The 22949-nt window shown below is 37.3% G+C and carries 28 protein-coding genes; all 28 read right to left on the reverse strand.

The window, feature by feature from the left end; translation table 11 throughout:
- Nucleotides 1–271 precede the first annotated feature (271 nt).
- The 28 genes from frr to BK585_RS15675 all read right to left on the reverse strand — a co-directional run bounded on the left by frr (nt 272) and on the right by BK585_RS15675 (nt 22936).
- Nucleotides 272–793, reverse strand: a complete 522-nt coding sequence (gene frr / locus BK585_RS15545; protein WP_419095572.1) for a ribosome recycling factor — start codon at nt 791–793, stop codon at nt 272–274.
- Nucleotides 794–831: 38 nt separating this feature from the next.
- The gene (pyrH, locus tag BK585_RS15550; protein WP_078554630.1) at nt 832–1554 is read right to left on the reverse strand and encodes a UMP kinase; all 723 of its coding nucleotides are present in this window, start codon (nt 1552–1554) and stop codon (nt 832–834) included.
- A 141-nt stretch (nt 1555–1695) separates the two neighbouring features.
- On the reverse strand, nt 1696–2580 hold the full coding sequence (gene tsf, locus BK585_RS15555) for a translation elongation factor Ts (protein ID WP_078554632.1): 885 nt from the start codon (nt 2578–2580) through the stop codon (nt 1696–1698).
- Nucleotides 2581–2768: 188 nt separating this feature from the next.
- Complete coding sequence (gene rpsB / locus BK585_RS15560; protein WP_078554634.1) at nt 2769–3503, reverse strand: 30S ribosomal protein S2; 735 nt, start codon at nt 3501–3503, stop codon at nt 2769–2771.
- Nucleotides 3504–3683: 180 nt separating this feature from the next.
- Nucleotides 3684–4193, reverse strand: coding sequence for a DUF6115 domain-containing protein (locus BK585_RS15565; protein ID WP_078554636.1), 510 nt, complete (start codon nt 4191–4193; stop codon nt 3684–3686).
- A gap of 12 nt (nt 4194–4205) precedes the next feature.
- Nucleotides 4206–4511: a hypothetical protein gene (locus BK585_RS15570; protein ID WP_078554638.1), complete on the reverse strand. Its 306-nt coding sequence runs from the start codon at nt 4509–4511 to the stop codon at nt 4206–4208.
- 45 nt (nt 4512–4556) lie between these two features.
- Nucleotides 4557–5942 (reverse strand): FapA family protein, encoded by a 1386-nt coding sequence (locus BK585_RS15575; protein WP_078554640.1) that lies wholly within the window; start codon nt 5940–5942, stop codon nt 4557–4559.
- A gap of 30 nt (nt 5943–5972) precedes the next feature.
- Nucleotides 5973–6734, reverse strand: coding sequence for a FliA/WhiG family RNA polymerase sigma factor (locus BK585_RS15580; protein WP_139367577.1), 762 nt, complete (start codon nt 6732–6734; stop codon nt 5973–5975).
- A 63-nt stretch (nt 6735–6797) separates the two neighbouring features.
- Nucleotides 6798–7286, reverse strand: coding sequence for a chemotaxis protein CheD (locus tag BK585_RS15585; RefSeq protein WP_078554642.1), 489 nt, complete (start codon nt 7284–7286; stop codon nt 6798–6800).
- Complete coding sequence (locus BK585_RS15590; protein ID WP_078554644.1) at nt 7279–7917, reverse strand: chemotaxis protein CheC; 639 nt, start codon at nt 7915–7917, stop codon at nt 7279–7281. The genes BK585_RS15585 and BK585_RS15590 overlap by 8 nt, the downstream gene beginning before the upstream one ends.
- A gap of 18 nt (nt 7918–7935) precedes the next feature.
- Nucleotides 7936–8988, reverse strand: a complete 1053-nt coding sequence (locus BK585_RS15595) for a protein-glutamate methylesterase/protein-glutamine glutaminase (RefSeq protein WP_078554646.1) — start codon at nt 8986–8988, stop codon at nt 7936–7938.
- Nucleotides 8989–9014: 26 nt separating this feature from the next.
- Complete coding sequence (locus BK585_RS15600) at nt 9015–9869, reverse strand: MinD/ParA family protein (RefSeq protein ID WP_078554648.1); 855 nt, start codon at nt 9867–9869, stop codon at nt 9015–9017.
- A complete protein-coding gene (gene flhF / locus BK585_RS15605; protein ID WP_078554650.1) occupies nt 9862–11034 on the reverse strand; it encodes a flagellar biosynthesis GTPase FlhF in 1173 nt (390 codons plus the stop codon). The genes BK585_RS15600 and flhF overlap by 8 nt, the downstream gene beginning before the upstream one ends.
- Nucleotides 11031–13070, reverse strand: a complete 2040-nt coding sequence (gene flhA / locus BK585_RS15610) for a flagellar biosynthesis protein FlhA (protein ID WP_078554652.1) — start codon at nt 13068–13070, stop codon at nt 11031–11033. Before flhA ends, flhF begins: the two co-directional genes overlap by 4 nt.
- A gap of 34 nt (nt 13071–13104) precedes the next feature.
- Nucleotides 13105–14190, reverse strand: coding sequence for a flagellar biosynthesis protein FlhB (gene flhB, locus BK585_RS23745; RefSeq protein ID WP_139367578.1), 1086 nt, complete (start codon nt 14188–14190; stop codon nt 13105–13107).
- Between the two features lie 6 nt (nt 14191–14196).
- A complete protein-coding gene (gene fliR, locus BK585_RS23750) occupies nt 14197–14973 on the reverse strand; it encodes a flagellar biosynthetic protein FliR (protein WP_139367579.1) in 777 nt (258 codons plus the stop codon).
- A complete protein-coding gene (gene fliQ / locus BK585_RS15620; RefSeq protein WP_078554654.1) occupies nt 14974–15243 on the reverse strand; it encodes a flagellar biosynthesis protein FliQ in 270 nt (89 codons plus the stop codon).
- Nucleotides 15244–15278: 35 nt separating this feature from the next.
- A complete protein-coding gene (fliP, locus tag BK585_RS15625) occupies nt 15279–15956 on the reverse strand; it encodes a flagellar type III secretion system pore protein FliP (RefSeq protein ID WP_078554656.1) in 678 nt (225 codons plus the stop codon).
- Nucleotides 15949–16608, reverse strand: a complete 660-nt coding sequence (fliO, locus tag BK585_RS15630; RefSeq protein WP_078554658.1) for a flagellar biosynthetic protein FliO — start codon at nt 16606–16608, stop codon at nt 15949–15951. Before fliO ends, fliP begins: the two co-directional genes overlap by 8 nt.
- 24 nt (nt 16609–16632) lie before the next feature.
- Complete coding sequence (locus BK585_RS15635; RefSeq protein ID WP_078554660.1) at nt 16633–16995, reverse strand: response regulator; 363 nt, start codon at nt 16993–16995, stop codon at nt 16633–16635.
- A 14-nt stretch (nt 16996–17009) separates the two neighbouring features.
- A complete protein-coding gene (gene fliY / locus BK585_RS15640; protein WP_078554661.1) occupies nt 17010–18236 on the reverse strand; it encodes a flagellar motor switch phosphatase FliY in 1227 nt (408 codons plus the stop codon).
- Entirely contained in the window at nt 18226–19221 is a 996-nt protein-coding gene (gene fliM / locus BK585_RS15645) for a flagellar motor switch protein FliM (protein WP_078554663.1), read from the reverse strand. Before fliM ends, fliY begins: the two co-directional genes overlap by 11 nt.
- A 37-nt stretch (nt 19222–19258) precedes the next feature.
- A complete protein-coding gene (fliL, locus tag BK585_RS15650) occupies nt 19259–19693 on the reverse strand; it encodes a flagellar basal body-associated protein FliL (protein ID WP_078554665.1) in 435 nt (144 codons plus the stop codon).
- A 2-nt stretch (nt 19694–19695) separates the two neighbouring features.
- The gene (locus BK585_RS15655; RefSeq protein ID WP_419095547.1) at nt 19696–19938 is read right to left on the reverse strand and encodes a flagellar FlbD family protein; all 243 of its coding nucleotides are present in this window, start codon (nt 19936–19938) and stop codon (nt 19696–19698) included.
- Nucleotides 19939–19961: 23 nt separating this feature from the next.
- Nucleotides 19962–20780, reverse strand: coding sequence for a flagellar basal body rod protein FlgG (flgG, locus tag BK585_RS15660; protein WP_078554667.1), 819 nt, complete (start codon nt 20778–20780; stop codon nt 19962–19964).
- Between the two features lie 89 nt (nt 20781–20869).
- Nucleotides 20870–21247, reverse strand: a complete 378-nt coding sequence (locus BK585_RS15665; RefSeq protein WP_078554669.1) for a TIGR02530 family flagellar biosynthesis protein — start codon at nt 21245–21247, stop codon at nt 20870–20872.
- Between the two features lie 31 nt (nt 21248–21278).
- Nucleotides 21279–21731 carry a flagellar hook assembly protein FlgD gene (flgD, locus tag BK585_RS15670; RefSeq protein WP_078554671.1) on the reverse strand — a complete coding sequence of 151 codons (453 nt, stop codon included), beginning with the start codon at nt 21729–21731 and terminating at the stop codon, nt 21279–21281.
- Between the two features lie 11 nt (nt 21732–21742).
- A complete protein-coding gene (locus tag BK585_RS15675; protein WP_078554673.1) occupies nt 21743–22936 on the reverse strand; it encodes a flagellar hook-length control protein FliK in 1194 nt (397 codons plus the stop codon).
- Nucleotides 22937–22949: the final 13 nt, after the last annotated feature.

Consider the following 22949-nt stretch of genomic DNA (forward strand, 5'->3'; position numbering starts at 1 on the left):
TGTCCTCCACAATTCTACAATTAGCATTGTGATAATGAAAAACGGCAATGCCGTTTTTTTTTCAAAAAGCAAGGTGCCCTGCAGTAAGCGGAGCCCTTGCTACCCTTAATTGCTTATCAAAAATCTTTTCTTTTAAAAAACCCCCTACAAAGGTAGTTCAAAATGTCTGGAAAAAACGACTGAGCACTTTCTAGTCCTTTTTAACCTCTTTTTTGAAAACAATCTTACATTAGAGGGTCTGCTACATTATCCTATTTTACCTTGATTTTCATTATACTTCCATGATTTCTTTTTCTTTATTTAAAGCAACTGAGTCGATTTCACTAATATACTTATCTGTTACTTTTTGCACATCGTCAGTAGCACGACGCAATTCATCTTCTGTCATTTCACCGTCTTTTTGAGATTTTTTTAAATCGTCATTTGCATCACGACGGATGTTTCTCACTGCTACTTTCGCTTCTTCAGCATATTTCTTTACAAGCTTAACCAAATCTTTTCTTCGTTCCTCTGTTAAAGGAGGAATCATGATTCGAATCACTGAGCCATCATTAGTTGGAGTTAGTCCAAGGTCTGCTTTTTGAATAGAACGTTCAATGTCATTCATTGCTGTTTTATCAAATGGTTGAATTACAAGTAATCTTGCTTCTGGTACAGAAATAGAAGCTAATTGGTTTAACGGAGTTGGTGCACCATAATATTCTACTGTAACTTTATCCAATAGAGAAGGTGTTGCTCGACCAGCACGTAATGTGGCAAACTCACGGTTTAATGATTCTAGTGCCTTTTTCATTCTTCCTTCAGCATCTTTGATTAATTCTTTTGACATTATTAATTCCCCCTAACTACTGTTCCAATTTCTTCACCTAATATTGCTCTTTTAATGTTACCTTCTTCTGTAATGGAAAATACGATAAGCGGGATATTATTATCCATACATAGCGATGAAGCGGTTGAATCCATAACAGCCAATCCTTCTTTAAGAAGATCCAAGTAAGTAATACTATGATATTTTTTAGCATTCTCATCTTTAGATGGGTCAGCACTATACACTCCATCCACCTTGTTCTTAGCCATCAAGATTACTTCAGCTTCAATTTCAGCAGCACGTAATGCAGCCGTCGTATCCGTTGAAAAATAAGGATTACCTGTTCCTGCAGCAAAAATAATAACTCTCTTCTTTTCTAAATGTCGAATCGCTCTACGACGAATATAAGGCTCGGCCACTTGTCTCATTTCAATTGACGTTTGAACCCTAGTTTGTACGCCAATGTTTTCAAGACTATCTTGAAGAGCAAGAGAATTCATGACTGTAGCTAACATTCCCATGTAGTCAGCTGTTGCTCTGTCCATTCCTTTTGCACTTCCAGCCATACCTCTCCAGATATTCCCTCCACCAACAACAATGGCCACTTCAACTTGTAATTCAACAATTTCTTTAATTTGTGAAGCATACGATTGGATGACTGCAGGGTCAATACCATACCCTTGTTCTCCTGCTAAAGCTTCTCCACTAAGTTTTAAGACGACTCGTTTATACTTACTGCTCATCATAACCTCCATTAGCTTCTTATGTTTCATTCTATGTAGTCAACTTCAGCAATGCTTTTTTTAAAATAGGGAACACAAGTAAGAGTAAATCTTCCGTGTTCCCTTTACGTATCATATCATATGAACCCGAAACGAGCTCACCTATTATTTTTTCACTTGAGACATAACTTCTTCTGCGAAGTTATCTTCACGTTTTTCAATACCTTCTCCAACTTCATAACGTACAAATAGCTTAACTTCTGCACCTTTGCTCTTTACATACTTTCCAACCTTTTGATCTCCATCTTTTACAAATGGTTGGTCAATTAGACATACTTGTTCAAAGAATTTGCTAATACGACCTTCTACCATTTTTTCAACGATATTTTCAGGCTTTCCTTCATTTAGAGCTTGTTGTTTTAATACTTCTCTTTCACGCTCTACTTCTTCAGCAGGAACTCCATCACGGTTCACGTATGTTGGTTTGATAGCTGCAATGTGCATTGCGATATCTTTAGCTAAATCTTCATCAGTTGTTCCTTCAAGAACAGTTAACACACCAATTCTTCCACCCATATGAAGGTATGAACCAAATGCAGCATTGTCACCTTTTTCAATTACTTCAAAACGACGAAGAGAGATTTTTTCTCCAATTTTTGCAATTTGTCCGTTAATGTACTTTTCAACAGTATCACCGTTTCCTTGTAATGGCTGTTGAAGAGCTTCTTCAACAGATGCAGGATTTTGAGATAATACATGCTTCGCAAGTTCTGCTACTAATGCTTTGAAGTTTTCGTTTTTAGCAACAAAATCTGTTTCTGAGTTAACTTCTACGATAGCTGCTCTGTTTCCTTCTTGCTCAACAAATGCTAAACCTTCAGCTGCAATGCGGTCAGATTTTTTAGCCGCTTTTGCAATTCCTTTTTCACGTAAATAGTCAATCGCTTTTTCCATATCACCATCTGTTTCAGTAAGTGCTTTTTTACAATCCATCATTCCAGCACCTGTTTTTTCACGTAATTCTTTAACCATGCTTGCAGTAACTGCCATGTTTGTTTCCTCCTTAGATTTACATATGTATAGGTATCGTCAATCATTTTTGCACGTTGTTAATGAGTATGCCACGTTCAAGGCAAATCCAACGCTTTTTTCAAGAAAAAATCGCTCGCGTTTTTTCTTTTTAAAAAAAGGTGATAAAGGGCAACCCCCTTTACCACCCTTCCTGACATTAAATGAAATTATACGTTCGCTTCTTCTGTGTTTTCTTGAACAGCTTCTTGCTCTTCAATTGAACCAGCATTCGCTTCGATAACAGCATCTGCCATTTTAGCAGTTAAAAGTTTAACTGCACGAATTGCATCATCGTTACCAGGAATAACATAATCAACTTCGTCTGGATCACAGTTTGTATCTACAATCGCAACGATAGGAATGTTTAATTTACGTGCTTCAGCAATCGCAATGCGCTCTTTACGAGGATCAATTACGAATAATGCATCAGGAATTTTCTTCATGTCTTTAATTCCACCTAGGAATTTTTCAAGACGGTCCATTTCCTTTTTAAGAATAATTACTTCTTTTTTAGGAAGGACATCAAACGTTCCATCTTCTTGCATCTTTTCAAGTTGCTTTAAACGAGAAATACGTTTTTGGATGGTTTCGAAGTTTGTTAATGTTCCACCTAACCAACGTTGATTAATGAAGTAGCCTCCACAACGAGCAGCTTCTTCTTTAACAGAGTCTTGTGCTTGTTTTTTCGTTCCAACGAAAAGCACTTTTCCTCCGTCTTGTGCGATTTCTCTTACAAAGTTGTAAGCTTCCTCGACTTTTTTCACTGTCTTTTGCAAGTCAATGATATAAATTCCGTTTCTTTCTGTGAAGATGTAGCGATCCATTTTTGGGTTCCAACGACGAGTCTGATGACCAAAGTGTACCCCAGCTTCTAATAATTGTTTCATGGATATTACTGCCACATTCAACACCTCCTCTTGGTTTTTATTTTCCTCCGCTCTCATCATGTTCACGCAAGACTACTAGGTAGCACCATTACGCAAATTAGAAAGCGTGTGTGATTTAACACCGTGGATTAATATACCACAATGATTTAGGAATAGCAAGTCGACAAAATATTTTTATTAGATTATCGCCATTCTTCACGACTGATAAAACTTAAGCATTAAGGCGACTTCGCCTTTTCCTAAGTTTAATTTTTTTGCAATATCATCTGCACTCATTCCTTGCTTAGCTAACGCGATGACCTTTGCTGTATCTGATTGCTCGTACATATCTACTTGTTGGTCTTCAACAACTGGAGGAAGATAATCGTCATATTCTTTTTCATTTCTTTCGACTTTAGGTTCTTCAACTTTCTCTTCAAGACCCTTGTGTATTGGAGTAGTTCTTTCTATTTCATTTTGTTCAAAAGGTTCAAGCTTTGTTATTCTTTTTGGAGTTACGTTTTGATTGATTACTTTTAATAGCTTTTCATTTTCTTCTTTCATTTCTGCCGTATAAGCAACTAATAAGTCCTCAATTTCAGCTTTTAATTTTTCTTCATTTATCGTTTGATTCACTGAATGGTTTATTTTTTGAAATAATGTAAAAATCCATAGGATAGTAAAAACATGCAATATAAAACTAATTACGAGAAAATAAGATTGCATTACTCGACTCCTTTATCCAGAATAATCGATAAACTTCCCTTTATAGGGATGATAGGCCTTTTTCATTTCCTGTTGTTTTTTTTCTTTTTCTTTTTGCTTATTCTGACTGCCGTTTCCTTGGCCTTCTTTATTGTTTTTAGGCTGTTCCGCTTCCTTGGATTCATTCACTTGTTTTCGTTTTATATTATGTTCTTTTAAATGGTCAGAGGCGATTTGTTCTTGTGCATTTTGACCTCTTTGCTGAAGTTGTTCTTGAATTTTCCCGATATTTTGAGAACGTGGAACAGAACCTTGCATTTCAATTGGCTTTATACTCATAATATCCCCCTAATCATAGCCGGAGCTAACATATCCTTATTTATATTATAGGGGTAATACTTTCACTTCACCATCATTAAGTACAATTTTTATATGGTCATGCTTTACAGTAAATTTTTTTCGGTATTTACCAAACGTAACTGATGCATTAGGATAAATCGTTTGACTAGCTGCGACTTTTCCAGTTAATTGTGCTTGCATTTTTTCTTGCAATTCTGTCAGTTCATCATTAAAATCATCGATATTTTCATTTGTAACCGCATACGTATTTCGAATACGCAACTTCATAATTCGTTCGTTCGCTGCAAGAGTAAGTCCTTGTTTTTCTTTTACTTCAAAAACTTGAAGAAGCTTTGTTAGTTTTTCCAGTTCTTGTTTTGATTGTTCAAGTGTTTTCCGGGCTTGTTTTTCTCGTTCAAGTGTAGCTTGAGTTACTCCAATGAATAATGGTGTTCTCGTATTCATATCATTTCCTATATCTTTGGCAAGAATTTCTGTTCCAGCAGAGATACTCCCACCTACAATGATTCCCTTGCCTTTCGTACAATCGACTTTTCCTCCAGCAGAACAAGTACTATGAAGTATCGTTTGCTCAACAAATATATCCCCTTCAACTTGAATATTGGCTTGACTCACAAACTTCGTATGCAAATCTCCATTGGCAAAAATTCGACCGTTTCCTTGTCCAAGAATACCAGCTGAAACAAAGATTGATCCACCTGCTTCAAGATCTGCTCCTTCAACCGTTCCATAAATACGGATATCACCATCAGCTTTAACTTTAAAACCTGTCGGAACATTGCCTTTTATCGTTATGCTTCCAATAAAAGAAAGATTTCCTGTTTTCATTCCTACGTCGCCATTTACTTCATAAACCTCAAAAACATGAATGGTCTTTTTTTCAATGGTAAGTTGTCCATCTGTTTGTGCAATCAGCTTTTTCCCATCATTGCTTAACTCGACGTTTTTCCCAGGTTTTAGCTTTATATCTTTACCTGGCCTAGCAACAATTGGCTCCCCCATCACATTAAACCCTGGTACACCTTTTGTTGCTTCTATCTTTTCACCAACTACTTGCCCTTTTGTAGCTACCGGAATCGTATTCAACTCTTTAAAATTAATTTTGTCCTGCATCGTAAGATTTTGCTTTTCGTGTACGACTGAAATGGCCTTCAAATAGGCATCCTTTCCATTAACAGGTTCTTGTCCTGAAGCGATAACTACAGGAAAGGAAACATTGTGTGGATCTGAAACCATGTGTTGTATAACTTCTTCCTTAATTCCATGGCTAATTTTAGCGTTTTTCAGAAAATCAAGGATTTCGTCTTTATTCCAATCACAATCATTCGGGATTTGTTCTATCTTCGTAATGGTTGCAGACATCTTATTATTTGCAATTGTTACTTCAAACAAGCCATCTAATTTCCCCATTTTATCAAGTCCTTTTCGCTGATTATTCACTTAGAATTCAATAGATTGTTTAAGTTTAAAAAGGGCCTTAGAATGAATTTGTGAGATTCTAGATGTCGATAAATCCAATACCTGTCCAATTTCAGTTAACGTTAGCTCTTCAAAATAAAACAAAGAAATTACAAGCTGCTCTTTATCAGAAAGATTTTCAATGACTTTCGCTAATTCTGCTTTTTGTGCAGCTCTCATACTACTTTCTTCAGGTGTTAGCATCTGCTTATCTACAATCGTTGCTTTAAACGTTTCTTCTCGGTCAGAGTCATTCGTTTCCTCATCAATCGAAAGCATATTCGAGTAAAAGCTCTCACTTATGACTTGTGCTACTTCTTCTTCTCCTACGCCAAGTTCTTTAGCAACCTCAGAGATATCAACATGCCGCCCATATTGTTGTTCTAATCGCTCCACAGCCCCGTCAATTTTCTTTGATTTTTCACGTAGTGACCTTGGTAACCAGTCTTCTTTTCTAAGGCCATCAATAATTGCTCCTCTTATTCGGAACGAAGCATACGTATCAAATTTCAAATCGCGACTCGTATCAAATTTTTCAAGTGCATCAAATAAACCTAACATGCCATGACTAACTAAATCATCTTTATTTACACTCCGAGGTAACCCAACAGCAATTCTACTTACATGATAGTTAACAAGGGGCATATAAAGTTGCATAAGAGAATCTGCTGCATCTGTATCTCTATCAGTTATCCACTTTTCCCAAATTACCTGTTCTTCAGTTTTGGTCATAACCATAGCCATCATATTACCTCCATGTATTCAAGTCATTGCCTAGTCTTATCTATTTCTTATTCAAGCCATTTATTAAATCTCTTTAACACCTTGATTTACGGTTTTTACCATTAACATATTCGTATCTGGATTAAATTCAATCGTTCTTCCGCTGTTTCCACCGACATCTTCAGCGATAATTGGAATGCTCATTGTAGACAACTGTTGCTTTACAGCTTCAACGTTTCTTGGACCAATTCTCATCATTTCTGATGCGGTCGTAAACTGAAACATTTGAGAACCGCCTGCCATTTTTGCTTTTAGCAGTCTTTTAGACGCTCCTTGTTCTTCAAGCAAACGAACGAGTTCTATAATTGCCGTATCGGCATACTTCGCCACATTCATTTGCCCTGTTTTACTTAAATTTGAGTCAGGCAGCATCACATGTGCCATACCCGAAATTTTCGTGTCTTCATCATATAAGACTACCCCAACACACGATCCTAGTCCGGCTGTCCTAATTGTATTTGGGGGTTTGACGATGTTTAAATCGGCCATTCCAACTTTAATTACTTCAGCCATCTAAACCTACCCCTAATGAGGCAAATATTCTTTCAAAAGAATCTGGGTCAGGAAGCAAAAAGAAATGGCCGGTTGCATCCTGTTTCGTTTTATATTCCTTGTTTATCTTTGTATCAATCACAATGGCATAATCTCCAATTTGCGAGAATTCTAATAATCCATATCCTAATATGGCACCTGCCATATCGATACTAAGACCAGGTACAGTTGGTTGTAAGTTTAATCCTGTAAAATCAGCTAGTGCTGATAAGTAGGAACCCGCTAAAATATTTCCGACTTCCTGTAATGCAGAAAGTCCAATTTCATCAAAGGGCGGATGAGTTAGTTGAAAATTATCTTGCCTCGTTAGTTTTTGAATTAGTTTCTCTGCTTCATCAACTGAAAGCATAAAAAACATATTCCCAGGTGCATCCCCTTCGATTCGTAAGAATACAGCAGCTACCACGTTATCTGCTCCACCTAGCAATTCGGTAATCTCTTGAAATGAAACAATTCGAACTGCTGGTACATTCATATCTACAAAATGATTTAATAATTTCGATAACGCAGTCGCAGCATTCCCTGCACCTATATTTCCAACTTCCTTTAAAACATCTAAATGATATGGCTTAATATTTTCCAAAAAACTCATCCGTTTTCCCTCGCCCTCTTAAATTCCGTATCTATTTATTTTTGAAGCAATTTCGCCTAGATCCACAACTTCATCAACTACTTTTGCTAAAACAGCTGACTTCGGCATTCCATATACGATACTTGTTTTTTCTGATTCTGCAATTGAATAGCAATTTTCTCGTTTTTTCAATTGAATCAAGCCTTCTGTCCCGTCAGAACCCATTCCTGTCATGATGACAGTCATGATATCGTACCCCGTTACTTCAGCTATTGATTCAAACATTACATCTACAGAGGGGCGATGACCTTTTCGTGGTGCGGATTGATCTAAAACCAATTTACATGTATCCTCATGGTTTTTTACAACAATATGATATCCTCCAGGTGCAATATAGGCCCAGCCATTTTGAAGAATGTCTCCGTCTTCAGCTTCTTTAACTCGTATATCAGTCAATGTGTCTAAGCGCATCGCCAATGACTTAGTAAATCCTGCTGGCATATGCTGTACGATCACAATTGGTGCCACAATGTTTTTATTTATTCCCGTAAGAACTGCCTGGAGTGCTTTTGGTCCTCCTGTTGATGTCCCTATCGCTATGAGCTTCTGTATGCCTTGTTTTACTGGATGATTAATGCTTGTTTCCTTGTTTATCATCGGTTTAGGCTTAGTAACTAATTGGTTAACATTCACTGTTGAAGCGAGTTGTACTTTTTCAATCAGAATATCTTTAATTTTATAAATATCTTGAGAGGCCTTAGCCGATGTTTTTGCCACGAAATCAACTGCTCCATACTCCATTGCGAGCAAAGTATTTTCTGCTCCAACTGTTGTCGTGCTACTTACCATAACAACAGGAACAGGAGAAATGCTCATGATTTCCTTTAGTGTGGTTAGCCCATCCATAACTGGCATTTCAACATCGAGTGTGATGACATTTGGTTTGCACTGGTTTAATTTAACCAATGCTTCTTTTCCATTTCGTGCTGTTCCAACAACTGTAATGAACCGGTTTTCCTCAAGAACTTCGGTAATCACTTTTCGCATAAATGCTGAATCATCAACGACCAGTACTCTAATTTCCTTTGTCATTCTAATCCTCCTCTCTCTAATTTAGCCTACGGTAAAAAGCGCCTCAATTTCGAAACAAACGATGAAAATAACTGCTGTTTTTGTGGTTGTTGATTCCCAATATATTCATGTACGATATTTGTAATTGCTTGAGCTGGTTTGGAAGCAGGTTCATACAGAAGAAAAGGCTTTTGATTTTTCACTGCTTTCATTACAACTTTATCATTAGGTATACTTCCTAAAACACCAAGCTGTTTCCCTAAAAATTGTTGAGTCACTTTTTGTAAGTTATCTGCTGTTTGTTGGCCTTCCTTAGGAGATTCCGCACGATTAATTAAAAGCGTACAAGGTAAGTAATTATCATGTAAGTGAATGAATTTAATCATTGAATAGGCATCTGTTATGCTTGTTGGTTCTGGAGTTGTCACAACAACGATTTCGTTGGCTGACAAGATGAATTTAAGACTATCTTCTGATGCACCAGCGCCCATATCAAATAAAATATAATCAAATTTCTGATGTAAATGCTGTAGCTGACTTACAAAACGTTCGTATTTTTCAGGAGTGAGCTTAAACAGAGTTGAAAAACCTGAACCTCCCGAGATAAAAGAGACATTACCAGGACCTTTTTCGATGATATCCCAAATGGACATTTCGTTTTCAATCATATCTACAATGTTATAGCGAGAAGTCATTCCCATTAAGATGTCGACATTGGCCATCCCTATATCTAAATCAAAGAGGACAACCTGTTTTCCAGCGTTTGAAAGTGCGATGGCAAAGTTTAGCGAGAAATTTGATTTCCCTACTCCACCTTTCCCGCTGACAATGGAAATTACTTTTGTATCAGTTGTTTCTGGCTCTTCCATTAATCTTCTTAGTGTTTCAGCTTGATCATTCATAAGATTTACCCTCAAGTACGGCGTTGATGACTGTAGAATCAGTTGCCTCTATAATATCGTCAGGGACATTTTGACCTGTCGTAATATAAGCTACTCCTACCCCATATTGAAGTATCATATTTAACATCGCTCCATAATAAGAAGTCTCGTCCATTTTAGTAAATATTAATTTTTCAATCGTGATTAATTGGAACTGTTCATAAATAGCCTTCATGTCCTTGAATTTTGAAGTAAGCGCCAATACAAGATATGTCTCAACTTCATCATTAAAATCAATGACTTTTTTTAATTCTTCTATATATAAAGGATTTCGAAAATTACGTCCTGCACTATCAACTAACACTAAATCATAGTTGGCAAATTGTTCTTTAGCTTTTTTAAAGTCTTCAATGGAATATGCGACTTCTAACGGAATGTTGAGTATTTTCGAATATGTTTTTAATTGTTCAACTGCTGCTATCCGATACGTATCTGTCGTGATAAGAGCTACCTTCTTTTGTTGTTTCAATAAACAATGAGCGGCAATTTTCGCAATCGTTGTCGTCTTTCCAACACCTGTAGGACCAACGATATTTATATACTTTTTATCATATTGAATGCCACCCATCGGAACAGTCATCCGACTTTGTAGATATTGGTATAAGTCATCGTGTATCAGTTCTTCTGTATTTTTTTGCTTATCTGAGGTGTACCATTTTTCTAATAGATGTTTCATCGCTTCGAGACGGAAGCGTTCAGCTACATCTTGCTCTTCTAGCAAATCATCTATTTGTTGAAAAGGTTCAGGGTACTCTTTTCCTTTTGTTTCTTGTTGATTTGAAATCGATGTTACCATCTGTTTCAGTTGCTTGAGTTCATTGACTAAATCCGATTGTACCTGAGGTGCGACAATAGGTGTAGTAGCTTTATCTGATTGTTGACGCACTTTAGGTATTTCTTTAAGAGGAACCTCCCTTCTAGGAGGCTCCTTTCTAGGAGGGACCTTCACTGTTGGGACCGAGTCCACAGCAGCGATTACCTCAATGTTTTTCCGAGTGAAAAAACCCAAGAACCCGCCAGTCTCTACTTCTTTTGAATTAAGAATAACTGCATCATGCCCTAGCTCTGAACGAATGACCTTCATAGCCTCAGGCATTGTTTTTGCAGTAAATTTCTTTACCTTCATTCCACGTTCACCACCCCTATACTCTGTACCTCAATCGTTGAGTCAAGTTCATTGTAAGACAGGATAGGAACATTAGGTAAGTAACGTTCTATTAATTGTCTTACATACATCCGTACTGCTGGTGAGCATAATAAAATCGGAATTTGTCCCATTTGTGAAAGGCGTTCTACTTCTTGTGAAGCAGCCTCAATAATGATTTGCGACTCATTTGGATCCATCGCTAGATAATTCCCATGCTCTGTTTGCTGAACGGCATCAGCAATTCTTTTTTCAATTCCCCCACTAATCGTTACTACATAAAGAGGCTCTCCGGGACTCGCAAATTGCTTTGAAATCTGTCTTGCAAGTGCTTGTCTCACATATTCAGTGACTAAGTCCATATCTTTTGTCATTTGTCCATAATCAGCTAACGTTTCAAAAATAATTGGTAAGTTTCGAATTGAAACATTTTCTTTTAAAAGGTTTGCTAATACTTTTTGAATCTCACCAATTGATAATGGATTTGGTGTTACATCTTCTACAAGAGTAGGATAAGATTCTTTCAAGTGGTCGACCAATTGTTTCGTTTCTTGACGCCCTAGTAATTCATGAGCGTGTTTCTTTATGACTTCAGTTAAATGAGTCGAAACAACCGAAGGCGGGTCAACAACAGTATATCCTGATAACTCAGCTTGTTCTTTCATATCTTCCCCAATCCATAAAGCTGGTAGTCCAAAAGCAGGCTCATACGTATCAATTCCTACAATGCTCTCATCTTCAATTCCCGGGCTCATTGCCATATAGTGGTCTAATAAAAGCTCACCTTTGGCGATTTCATTTCCTTTAATTTTAATTGTGTATTCATTCGGTTGTAATTGAATGTTATCTCGAATTCGGATAACAGGGACTAGCATCCCAAGTTCAAGTGCTAATTGACGTCTTATCATCACAACTCGGTCAAGTAAATCTCCACCCTGATTGGCATCTGCTAACGGAATTAAGCCATAGCCAAACTCAAATTCTACAGGGTCAATTTGCAATAGATTAATAACACTTTCTGGTGACCTAAGATCTTCTTTATTGTCAGTTTCTTCCGTCGCTGCCTCTTCGAGTTGAACCGTGGCTTTCGCACTTTTCGAAAGCTTCCATCCAAAGAAGATAAGAATCCCAGCAATCGTAAATGTAACAAAAGGTGTAATTGGTGTTACAATCCCTAATAAGAAAATCGTCCCACCGGCTACATACATCATCATTGGATACGCGGTTAACTGTTTTGTAATATCATGACCAAGGTTTCCGTCAGAAGCGGCTCTTGTTACGATGATTCCCGTAGCTGTTGAAATAAGTAACGCTGGGATCTGACTGACTAATCCATCGCCAACAGTTAACAATGTAAATTTCGATGCTGCTTCTCCTAATCCTAATCCAAGCTGCATCATACCGATAATTAGACCAAATAATATATTGATAATAACGATAACGATACCTGCAATGGCATCTCCTTTTACGAATTTACTTGCTCCATCCATCGCTCCGTAAAAGTCTGCTTCTTTTTCAATTTTTTCACGACGTTCTTTTGCTTCTATATCTGAAATCATACCTGCATTTAAGTCTGCATCAATACTCATCTGTTTCCCAGGCATCGCGTCTAACGTAAATCGTGCTCCGACCTCAGATACACGCTCTGCCCCTTTTGTTATTACGATAAACTGAATGATAATAAGTATTAAGAAGACAACAAACCCGACTAAGGCATTTCCTCCAACTACGAAGGAACCAAATGTTTCAATTACATTACCAGCGTCTCCATCTCCTAAAATCGCTCGTGTCGTTGAAACGTTAAGACCTAATCTGAATAACGTAACAAGTAATAGCAAGGTTGGAAATATGGAAAATTGTAATGGCTCTTTTGTATTCATCGCTACTAGGATAATAATGAGAGCAATTGAGATATTAATGATGATTAGAAAATCTAGCATTAATGTCGGCAACGGAATGATAAGCATGATTACAATTAAGATAACACCTAGAAGTACTGATAATTCTTTAATAGCCAATTAACTTCTCTCCTTTTCTATCCAACTTTTGCCATTATACTTCTTTGTTTTTTAGTCGATATACATATGCGAGGACTTCAGCAACTGCTTTAAATAAATCCTCTGGAACTACATCACCAATTTCTGTTTGAGCATATAAGGCTCGTGCAAGCGGACGATTTTCCACTGTGATGACATTGTTGTCTTTGGCAATCCCTTTTATTTTTTGTGCTACAAAATCTACACCCTTTGCAACAATGACAGGGGCAGCCATTTTTTCGCCATCATACTTAAGCGCTACTGCAAAGTGAGTTGGATTGGTAATAACAACATCTGCATTTGGGACCTCTTGCATCATACGCTGCATCGCCATCTCCATTTGCTTTTGCCTTCGCTTCCCTTTAATTCTAGGGTCCCCTTCCATGTTCTTTCTTTCATCCTTGACATCTTGCTTTGACATTTTAATTTGTTTCGCATGGTCATAGCGTTGATATAAGTAATCAGGGACTGCTAGTACTAATAATAATAGGGCAACAGCGATTCCCATTATTGCAGCTAATGTTGCAATTTGAGCAAATCCATCACCAATTGATTTTTGTGATAGAACTAAAACTTTATCTAAGTTAAGCCATAGGATAGTAAATACAACGGTTCCTACAAGCGCTATTTTCAATAATGATTTCACCAATTCTACAAGAGCACGTACAGAGAAAATACGTTTTGCTCCTTGGATTGGGTCAATTTTCGATAGTTTCATTTTTATCGCTTCAGGCGCGAATAACGGACCTACCTGAATGTAACTACTAAAGATTCCCGCTATCATTGAGACCAGTAATATAGGTAGAACGACGACTACTGATTCATAAATAAGTTCCATAAATAATTCGGGTACACTTTGTTCTGTAAGCTCCATTAGCATATATTCTTGAAATGTATGCGTAAAAACAGCAAAAAGTTTTTCTCCTAATGTTCCACCAAACATCCATAAGAATAAAAAAACAACTAGTAGAATAAATGCGGTATTTACATCTGTACTTTTTGCAACTTGACCTTTTTTTCGTGTATCTTGCTTTTTCTTATCCGTTGCTTTCTCAGTTTTTTCTTGAGAGAAATATTGGAGATCTAATTTGATATAACTCATGTTTCCTTATGCACCTCCAAGCAACTGCATTAATGTCCTCATCGTTACCAACATTTGGTCAAATAATTGCTGAACAAGAAAGAAGAAGATGCCGATATATAAAGTAAGAAGAATTAAACCGACTGTAATCTTTAATGGTATCCCAACTACGAATACATTCATTTGTGGTACAGCTCGCGAAATCATTCCTAATGAGATATCGACTAAAAATAAAGCACCTACAATCGGAATCGCCATTTGAAATGCAATAATAAACATTTGCGTAAAGGCAGTTACAATAAAATAGATGACGTTCTCTTCCCCAAACGGTAAGAAAAGCTGTTCCATTGGGATAAACTGATAACTATAGAAGACTCCATCTAGTAAAAGGTGATGACCATCAACAGCTAAAAGATATAACAAGGCAAACGTGTAAAAATAACTTCCGAACAAAGGAGTTTGAGCTCCTGTGTTTGGGTCAACCGCACTGGCAATCATAAACCCCATGTTCATATCGATAAATCCACCAGCAACTTGAATTGCATAAAGCATCATCATCGCAACTAAACCAATGGTTAATCCTACAAGTGATTCTTTAACGATTAACAAGAAGTACGTGCCGTCTATTGCTAATATAGGTGCATCAATCGTAAAAAACATAATCCAAGCCACGATGAGCGCTAGTCCAATTTTAAATTGGTTTGGGATATTCCGGTACGAAAATATCGGCATAACTACAAAGAACGCTAACACTCGAACAAACACTAGCAAAAAGGCAGGGATAAGATTTATCCACTCCATCAATTAGCCTACAAACCGGTGCAGATTATAAAAGATATTTTCGGTGAATGTTAATACTTGTGACAACATCCAAGGACCGAATACGATAAGAGCGACAAACACTCCAACGATTTTTGGAATAAAGGCTAATGTCTGTTCTTGAATTTGTGTAGTTGCCTGAAAAATACTTACCAATAGTCCCAAACCTAAAGCAACGATTAACAACGGCCCCGCTACCATAATAACTGTCATTACCCCGTTCTCCGCCAACGATATGACAAATTCTTGACTCATAATACTATCACCCTTTTATATAAGACCTTCTTCCACTACTGGAAGCTTAACAACAAGGAACGAACAATTAAATACCAACCGTCTACCATAACAAACAATAAGATTTTAAAAGGCAGTGCAATCATAACTGGAGGTAACATCATCATCCCCATCGACATTAGAACACTCGCCACAATCATATCGATTACGAGAAACGGTATGAAAATAAGGAAGCCAATTTGAAAGGCTGTTTTCATTTCGCTAATTGCAAAAGCTGGTACTAAAGCTGTTAACGGTATATCATCAATCGTTTCAGGTCTTTCAAGTCCCGCATACCCCATAAACAAAGCTAAGTCTTTTTCTCGTGTGTGTTTCGCCATAAATTCTTTCATAGGAATTGCTGCCCGTTCAAATGCTTCTTCTTGTGTAATTTCTCCATCAAAAAATGGGGTTAACGCCTGTTCGTTTACCTCAGCCAATATCGGTGCCATGATAAAGAATGTTAAAAATAAGGCCAACCCAATTAACACTTGGTTAGGAGGCATTTGCTGGGTAGCTAAACCCGTTCTTACAAACGATAATACGATAATTATCCTCGTAAATGATGTCATTAATATTAAGAAGCTTGGAGCTAACGTTAACACGGTTAGAAACAATAACAATTGAATCGTCGTAGCCACATTGGCAGGGTCATCTGTAAACATATCTAAATCAATACCTAGTATCTCAGTCATGTTTTCGCTCCTTCATCGCTTCGTGGATTTTGCTTTGCGACTTAGAAACTTCATCAAGTTGTTTGTTTAGTAACTCTCCAAACTGTAATGAACTTGATTGATTAGGCTTAGTTTTTGTAATGGTGTCACTCACCCATTTTGTTACCTTGGCAATTGGTTCATCAATTTTCGCTTGCTCTTGTTTTTTCTGTTCTAATATCTGCTCAATTTCATCTTCATTATCAATTTCTTTCAACAATTGAACTGAATCTGAAACACCCACCACAAGCACTCGTTTTCCTACTTTGACAAGTTGGAGTGACCGATTAGGACCTAATGAAAGTCCTCCAATCGATTGTAGAGTTGTGTTATCTTGAAACTGTCTTGTCCTACTATTTACAAACCGTAGAAGAGCATAAATTAATCCAATAACAAAAAGTAGTGCACCGACCATTTTCAGTACTAACCAAAAGAAACTTTGTTCTTTTATATTTTCCGAAGGGAGTGCACTACTATCTGTGACTTGCTCATTTTCTACTTCTGTGCCGGTAGGTGAAACATCCTCATTGTTATAGCTATCAAATACTGTTTGATTTTCAGTAGTAGCAAATGCTTGTAATGGGAACAGCAACAATATACCTATAAGGAAAAACAGTACATTACGTAATAACAATAGATGTCCCCCTCTCTCTTTTTCCTAGCTTAATGCTTTCCCAATTGCTTCAAGTACGCGGTCCGCTTGAAAAGGTTTTACAACAAAATCTTTGGCCCCTGCTTGAATCGCATCAATAACCATCGCTTGTTGCCCCATCGCAGAACACATAATTACTTTAGCGCTTGGATTCACTTTTTTTATTTCTTTTAAAGAAGTAATACCGTCCATCTCAGGCATTGTAATATCCATTGTTACTAAATCTGGTGATAGCTCTTTATATTTTTCTAATGCCTCTGCTCCGTCTGTGGCTTCACCTACAACTTCATACCCATTTTTTGTGAGGATATCTTTAATCATCATTCTCATAAACGCTGCATCATCAACGACTAGAATTTTACCTGGCATTGTATCGGTCTCCCTTATTTTCTTAGATTTTTAAGTCTTTCTTCTTGACTGACTATGTTTGTTACACGAACACCAAAGTTTTCATCGATAACAACGACTTCACCTTTAGCAATTAGCTTTTGATTGACTAAAATGTCCACGGGTTCTCCAGCGAGTTTGTCTAACTCAATAATGGAACCTTGGGCGATATCTAAGATTTCTTTAATTGAACGCTTCGTTCGTCCTAATTCAACAGTCACTTGAAGCGGAATATCCATAAGCATGTTCAGGTTATTTGATTCCGTTTGGTTCAATTGAGGTGCTTCAAAGCTTGAAAATGTCACCGGTTGTACATCTACATGTCTTTGATTTGAAAAGCTTTGTCCAAATTGCTGTTGTCCACGTTGCTCATAACTTGGTTGCTGTTGTGGAATCGGCTCTTCAAAGCTTTGTTGTTGTACCGGTTGTTGTACCGGTTGTTGCATTGGTTGTTGTTGTGCAGGTTGTTGGAGCATTGGTTCTGATGTTGTCATCTCAACTTCTGGTTCTTCTTGACCAGGGTTCATTAATTCATCAACCAATCCTTTTGCAAAGTCTACTGCAACTAACTGCATGATGTTTGAATCTATTAAACTACCAACTTTTAAACGGAAAGAAATCTTTACTAAGGCACTATCTTGTGGAATATTGTTCATGCCCTGTCCGTTTTTAATATCCATCAAATCAATTCCTGGAGGTGAAATATCTACTTTTTTATTGAAGATTGTAGACATTGATGTTGATGCAGAACCCATCATTTGATTCATCGCTTCCTGCACAGCACTCACTTGCATTTCTCCAAGGTCCTCTGAAGGATTTAATCCATCTCCACCTAGCATTAAATCAGCAATTATTGCTGCGTCCGAAGACTTTATGACTAGTAAGTTCATTCCCTCAAAACCATCGGTATAATTTACGTGTACCGCTACATGTGGCTGTGGAAACTCAACTTCTAAAGATGAGCGGGCAATTACCGAAACTCTCGGTGTTGTAATATCGACTTTTTGGTTTAATAACGTAGATAAAGCTGTTGCTGCACTTCCGAACGATATATTTCCAATTTCACCTAGTGCATCTTGTTCCACTGGAGAAAGATAATCCTCTGCAAGTAATTCTCCACTTTCTGACGTATCAGAACTCGTTACATCTGACTCATCCTCGTCTGTATTCACACCTTGTAATAGAGCATTAATTTCATCTTGAGATAGCATATCACCGTTCATTTTCATTTACCTCCTCTAGCACATCTATGACTTGCACGGCTACTGAATTTTTCATTTTACCTGGTTGACCTAGATATTTAGGTTCTCCACCAACATGCACAAGCAACGGTTTAGAGATATCCTGATTTAATTCAATAACATCTCCAATCCCTAAATATAAGAAGTCCTGTATCGTTATCTCGGAACGTCCTAACTCCGCTTGAATGACAAGTGGCGCTTGATGAACCGTTTCTTTAATAGCTGCAACTTGCTCTGGCAATCGTTGTTTCGTTTTTGTTTGCAACCAATAATGAGCTGTTAACTTTGGTAATATTTCCTCAAGTACAACATGGGGTAAACATAAGTTAATCATTCCTGATGTATCGCCAATCGTCGTTGATAGCGAAATAACAACTACAGTCTCATTTGGAGAAACCATTTGTAAAAATTGTGGATTTACTTCGAGACTTTCTGTTTGTAAATCAAATTCCACTACTGTACTCCAAGCCTCTGTAAAACTCTCCAGTGTTCTTTGGAATAGTTGTGACATGATGCGAGTTTCAATTTCGGTTAGATTCTCTACTTTATTCACTGCTGTTCCTTTTCCACCAAGTAAACGGTCTAACATCGCATATGCTATATTAGGGTTTACTTCCATTAAAAAACGTCCGTCTAAAGGATACGCTTCAAATACATTGAGTATTGTCATTTTTGGAATGGAACGGACAAACTCCTCATATGGTAGTTGGTCGACAGAAGCAACAGATATTTGTACAAATGTTCTAAGCTGTGCTGAGAAAAAAGTGGTTAGCAACCGGGCGAAATTCTCGTGAATTCTCGATAAACTTCGAATTTGGTCCTTTGAAAACCGTAAAGCTCTTTTGAAGTCATACACTTTAACCTTTTTCTCGGTATCTTCCTTTTTTAGCTCATCGGCATCCATTTCCCCCGTCGATAATGCTGAAAGTAGGGCATCAATCTCACCTTGAGATAATATATCAGCCAAAAGTCTCACCTCTCTCTCTTGTTAAAACGACGTTTTCTTATTGAATAATGAAACGTCGTGTATATACGTGAACAACTTCACCATTTTCCATTAGTTCATTAATCCTTGTTTTCAAAGTTTCTTCAAGGTCTCCAATCGCTTCACTACCTTGAAGTTCAGAAGCCTTTAACTCAGCTAATTCTCTAATAATAATGTTTTCTAATTGAAAATCACGCTTTTCAATTTCCTCTAATGCTTTTTTATTATCAACTTGAACTCTAAACTGAACTTTTGCAAAATCATTTGAAAGCAAATTTGTAGTTAATTCAGTTGTATCATATGTTAGTGCTACAATTTCATCTATTGTAGGTTCACTTGGAGCTCCTGTTGTATCTTTCGTAAAATAAGTAATAACTACGAAAGAGACAACACCAATCAAAGTGAGTGTAATAATGATAATGAACATAATTGTGATAAGTTTATTTTTAAACAAAATTACCCCTCCGTAGTATGGTCTTTATACGCTGCGATAACGCCAATCGTTTGGTAAAACTGAAGTAGCTTTAGCTTAACATCATCGATGTCATCTAGCACCACGATCTTTTTTCCATTGACAAGTGTAATGGTTGTATCTGGTAAAGCCTCAACTTGTTCCACTAATAATCCATTAAGCAAGAACACTTGGCGATTAAAGCGAGTTAATGAAATCATCGTTTTATTTAGGCTAGGCTTTTGCACCTAGCCTTTCCTCCTTTTGCTAATTAACGTTTTAGGTTCATGATTTCTTGTAGAATTTCATCAGAGGTTGTGATAATTCTTGTATTTGCTTGGAATCCACGTTGAGCCACGATCATTTCCGTAAATTCTTCTGATAAGTCTACATTTGACATTTCAAGTGTACCTGCGACTAACATACCTGCACCTTGTTCACCTGGAACAGCCATAGCAAGTGGTGCACCTGAGTTCGCTGACTGGATAAATGTGTTTCCACCAACTTTTTCTAAACCTTCTGGGTTATTAAATTTAACAATCCCGATTTGTCCAGCGACGTTTAAATCACCAGTTGCATTGATTACGTTAATTGTTCCATCAGCTGCAATACTGAAACTTTTTACATCATTAATGTTTCCACCAGGAGGGAATAATGTAATTGGAGCTTGTCCACCCATACCAACTAAATAAAGTCCATCAGGGTTAACGATGCTACCGTTTTGGTCTAAATAAAAGTTTCCAGCACGTGTGTAATATGAATTTCCTTCTAAGTCTCTAACCTCAAATAGTCCGTCACCAGAAATTCCTAAATCTAATGGACGTCCTGTTGTTTGTAAGCTTCCTTGTGTTCCAATCGTATCAACTGTTGCTACTGCAGAACCTAACCCAACTTGACGTGGGTTCATCCCCCCGCGAACGTCTCCAGGTGCAGTGGCCCCAGCTAACTGTTGACTAACTAAATCTTGAAAAGTTACTCGACCTTTTTTATATCCAAACGTATTAACGTTTGCGATATTGTTTCCAATTACATCTAATTTTGTTTGAAAGTTCTTCATTCCAGTAATACCTGAATACATTGCACGAATCATGAGCGTGAGCCCCTTTCAGTATGTTTGTATTTTTGCCTGCTTCAATCAGTCCACAGACGTTGCTATCCGAGTCCGGTCCAGCAAGAATTTTAATTAATAATGATTGTTCCATTGATGTTCGTAAAAATTTGCGAGCTTGCTTCCATACGGTCAAGCGCTGTAATTACGGTATTGTTTTTTACACTTACAACTAATGCTGCATCGTCCATTATCACAAGCGAATCAGATATTCCTTTTTCCTTCGCTTCTTTCATTTTGGCCTCTATGATATTCCACTTCTTTTCACCAATTTCGATTCCTCGTTCATCCAACCGTTTTTGTGCATGTTTACTTACCTTTAATTGTGGATTAATCTCAGCTGCTAATAAGGTAGAAAAATTAGAGTTAATTTCTTTGTTGTTTTTGACAGTTGATTTTGGAATTTTCGGTAATTGATAAAGTTGATGTGATTGGATTTTATGCCCCATTGTCATCACCTCAATTTCCTATAAAAACATGTTAGTCATTGTTACTAACTTGTACCAGTTGACTGTTTCTGATCCACATACCGTTATCTAATTGAATCGAAACTGAACCATCTTTATCTAATTTGATTGACTTTACGATATTTTCATTTTCTTGAATACGTGTTTGGTGTTCATCAACCTTCATTTCATGTTCCCATGTTACTTTTTTTCCAATCAACTCGCTATGTGAAACGAGAGTTTGACTTGTTTGCATCGTTACAAATTTTTGAAATGCATTACTCATATTTGTCATTTGTTCTAAACTTGAAAATTGAGCCATTTGAGCGATAAACTCTTTGTCATCCATTGGGCTCGCAGGGTCTTGGTTTTGTAACTGAGTGATGAGAAGTCTTAAAAAGTCATCTTTCCCTAATATGTTACTGCCACCTGTCTTCGGCTGCCCTTGAGCTGGAACAAAAAAGCTTTCGTTTATTGCATTAGTCATGTAATACCCTCCTACACTTGTTCATTAATTGCTAGCTCTTCTAGGATGTCGGAGAATGAGTCTGTTCCAGTTGTTTCACCCTGTGTCTGTTCATCTTGCTTTTGTTCTTGCTCTTGTTTGTTTTGTTCATCTTTATCTAACTGACCTGCTGAATGCTGTTGTACAACCTCAATGCGCTCAACGGTTAATTGTTGTTGAACAAAACTCTGTCTTAATTGATGTAATTGTGATTCAATTAAATCTTTAGCCATCGTCGAACTCGCCAATACTCTAGCCGTTATCACTCCGTTTTGTTGCATTAAAGTGATGTCTAATCGACCTAAGTGAGCAGGATTTAACTTAATTGTAAGCTGAGACATTCCGTTTGCTACCTGACGTAAAGAGCTGTTTTTAAGTAATTGTTCCAGCTGCTGATTAAACTGTTGTTGTTGCGCGTGTTTCGTAGATTGCTCTCCAACATGAAACACAAATTGTTGTACTCGGTCTAACGATTGACCTAATGGAACGACCTGAACGCCTTCGTTAACAGACTTTGTTGATACCACTCCTTGCAGCGTTTGCTGGAAGTTCGAAGCTAACCGTTCGAGTTTACCTGTTTCTTCTTGAACAGGAGTTAACATCGTGAGTAGTCGTTCAACTAACGTTTTAGGTGTAGTCTCTGGTTGTTGCTTTTGTGTTCCTGCATTTTTTTGTTCTGTGGTTGCTTCAGGCAATAAAGCTTGCATGATAGTAGATAACGTACTCGTTATCGTTTCTTGTCTTTGAGGCATCGCATCTACTGGGGCATGAGTAACGACTACTAATGACATCACTAGTTTTACAAAATCTGAAACCTCAGGGTCAGTTAACAATAACTCCATAGATTGACCAAAAGCTAAATGACTTTCAAGTTCTTTCCTTATATCTTCTGGTAAGGCATTAAACAACTCTGTGGCAAGTTCACTTTTACCTGCCTCTTCCTCCATATAAAGATCGCCTAGTAAACTACTTAGCTCTTGAAATAAAAATGATAGATTTCCTAGTTCATTCTCGACTCCATCGCCATCTTGTGCATCTATTGTAATTGTATTCTCGGTTGTTGCAACGGCAGATGAGAGTACTTCATGTAATTGAGTGAAAAACGAAGTACCTGCACTACTTTGATTTGCCATTCCTTTAGACGTAGATGATGTACCTAAGTTGTGTTGGACGTGTGCAATTTGCATGTCTTTTCTCACC

The sequence above is a fragment of the Bacillus alkalicellulosilyticus genome, from assembly GCF_002019795.1.
In the GTDB taxonomy this organism is placed as follows: Bacteria; Bacillota; Bacilli; order Bacillales; family Bacillaceae_F; genus Bacillus_AO; species Bacillus_AO alkalicellulosilyticum.

Excerpts from the sequence above, each read along its gene's own strand:
- BK585_RS15565 (WP_078554636.1), bottom strand. The coding sequence starts at position 4,193 with ATGCAATCTTATTTTCTCGTAATTAGTTTTATATTGCATGTTTTTACT.
- flhF (WP_078554650.1), bottom strand. The coding sequence starts at position 11,034 with ATGAAGGTAAAGAAATTTACTGCAAAAACAATGCCTGAGGCTATGAAG.
- BK585_RS15635 (WP_078554660.1), bottom strand. The coding sequence starts at position 16,995 with ATGCCAGGTAAAATTCTAGTCGTTGATGATGCAGCGTTTATGAGAATG.
- BK585_RS15580 (WP_139367577.1), bottom strand. The coding sequence starts at position 6,734 with ATGGCTATGGTTATGACCAAAACTGAAGAACAGGTAATTTGGGAAAAG.
- BK585_RS15595 (WP_078554646.1), bottom strand. The coding sequence starts at position 8,988 with ATGACAAAGGAAATTAGAGTACTGGTCGTTGATGATTCAGCATTTATG.
- BK585_RS15570 (WP_078554638.1), bottom strand. The coding sequence starts at position 4,511 with ATGAGTATAAAGCCAATTGAAATGCAAGGTTCTGTTCCACGTTCTCAA.
- BK585_RS15675 (WP_078554673.1), bottom strand. The coding sequence starts at position 22,936 with ATGCAAATTGCACACGTCCAACACAACTTAGGTACATCATCTACGTCT.
- fliQ (WP_078554654.1), bottom strand. The coding sequence starts at position 15,243 with ATGAGTCAAGAATTTGTCATATCGTTGGCGGAGAACGGGGTAATGACA.
- BK585_RS15590 (WP_078554644.1), bottom strand. The coding sequence starts at position 7,917 with ATGAGTTTTTTGGAAAATATTAAGCCATATCATTTAGATGTTTTAAAG.
- BK585_RS15600 (WP_078554648.1), bottom strand. The coding sequence starts at position 9,869 with ATGAATGATCAAGCTGAAACACTAAGAAGATTAATGGAAGAGCCAGAA.
- BK585_RS15575 (WP_078554640.1), bottom strand. The coding sequence starts at position 5,942 with ATGGGGAAATTAGATGGCTTGTTTGAAGTAACAATTGCAAATAATAAG.
- frr (WP_419095572.1), bottom strand. The coding sequence starts at position 793 with ATGAAAAAGGCACTAGAATCATTAAACCGTGAGTTTGCCACATTACGT.
- BK585_RS15585 (WP_078554642.1), bottom strand. The coding sequence starts at position 7,286 with ATGGCTGAAGTAATTAAAGTTGGAATGGCCGATTTAAACATCGTCAAA.
- tsf (WP_078554632.1), bottom strand. The coding sequence starts at position 2,580 with ATGGCAGTTACTGCAAGCATGGTTAAAGAATTACGTGAAAAAACAGGT.
- pyrH (WP_078554630.1), bottom strand. The coding sequence starts at position 1,554 with ATGATGAGCAGTAAGTATAAACGAGTCGTCTTAAAACTTAGTGGAGAA.
- BK585_RS15665 (WP_078554669.1), bottom strand. The coding sequence starts at position 21,247 with ATGGGGCATAAAATCCAATCACATCAACTTTATCAATTACCGAAAATT.
- flhB (WP_139367578.1), bottom strand. The coding sequence starts at position 14,190 with ATGAGTTATATCAAATTAGATCTCCAATATTTCTCTCAAGAAAAAACT.
- flgD (WP_078554671.1), bottom strand. The coding sequence starts at position 21,731 with ATGACTAATGCAATAAACGAAAGCTTTTTTGTTCCAGCTCAAGGGCAG.
- flgG (WP_078554667.1), bottom strand. The coding sequence starts at position 20,780 with ATGATTCGTGCAATGTATTCAGGTATTACTGGAATGAAGAACTTTCAA.
- fliY (WP_078554661.1), bottom strand. The coding sequence starts at position 18,236 with ATGAACGGTGATATGCTATCTCAAGATGAAATTAATGCTCTATTACAA.
- fliP (WP_078554656.1), bottom strand. The coding sequence starts at position 15,956 with ATGACTGAGATACTAGGTATTGATTTAGATATGTTTACAGATGACCCT.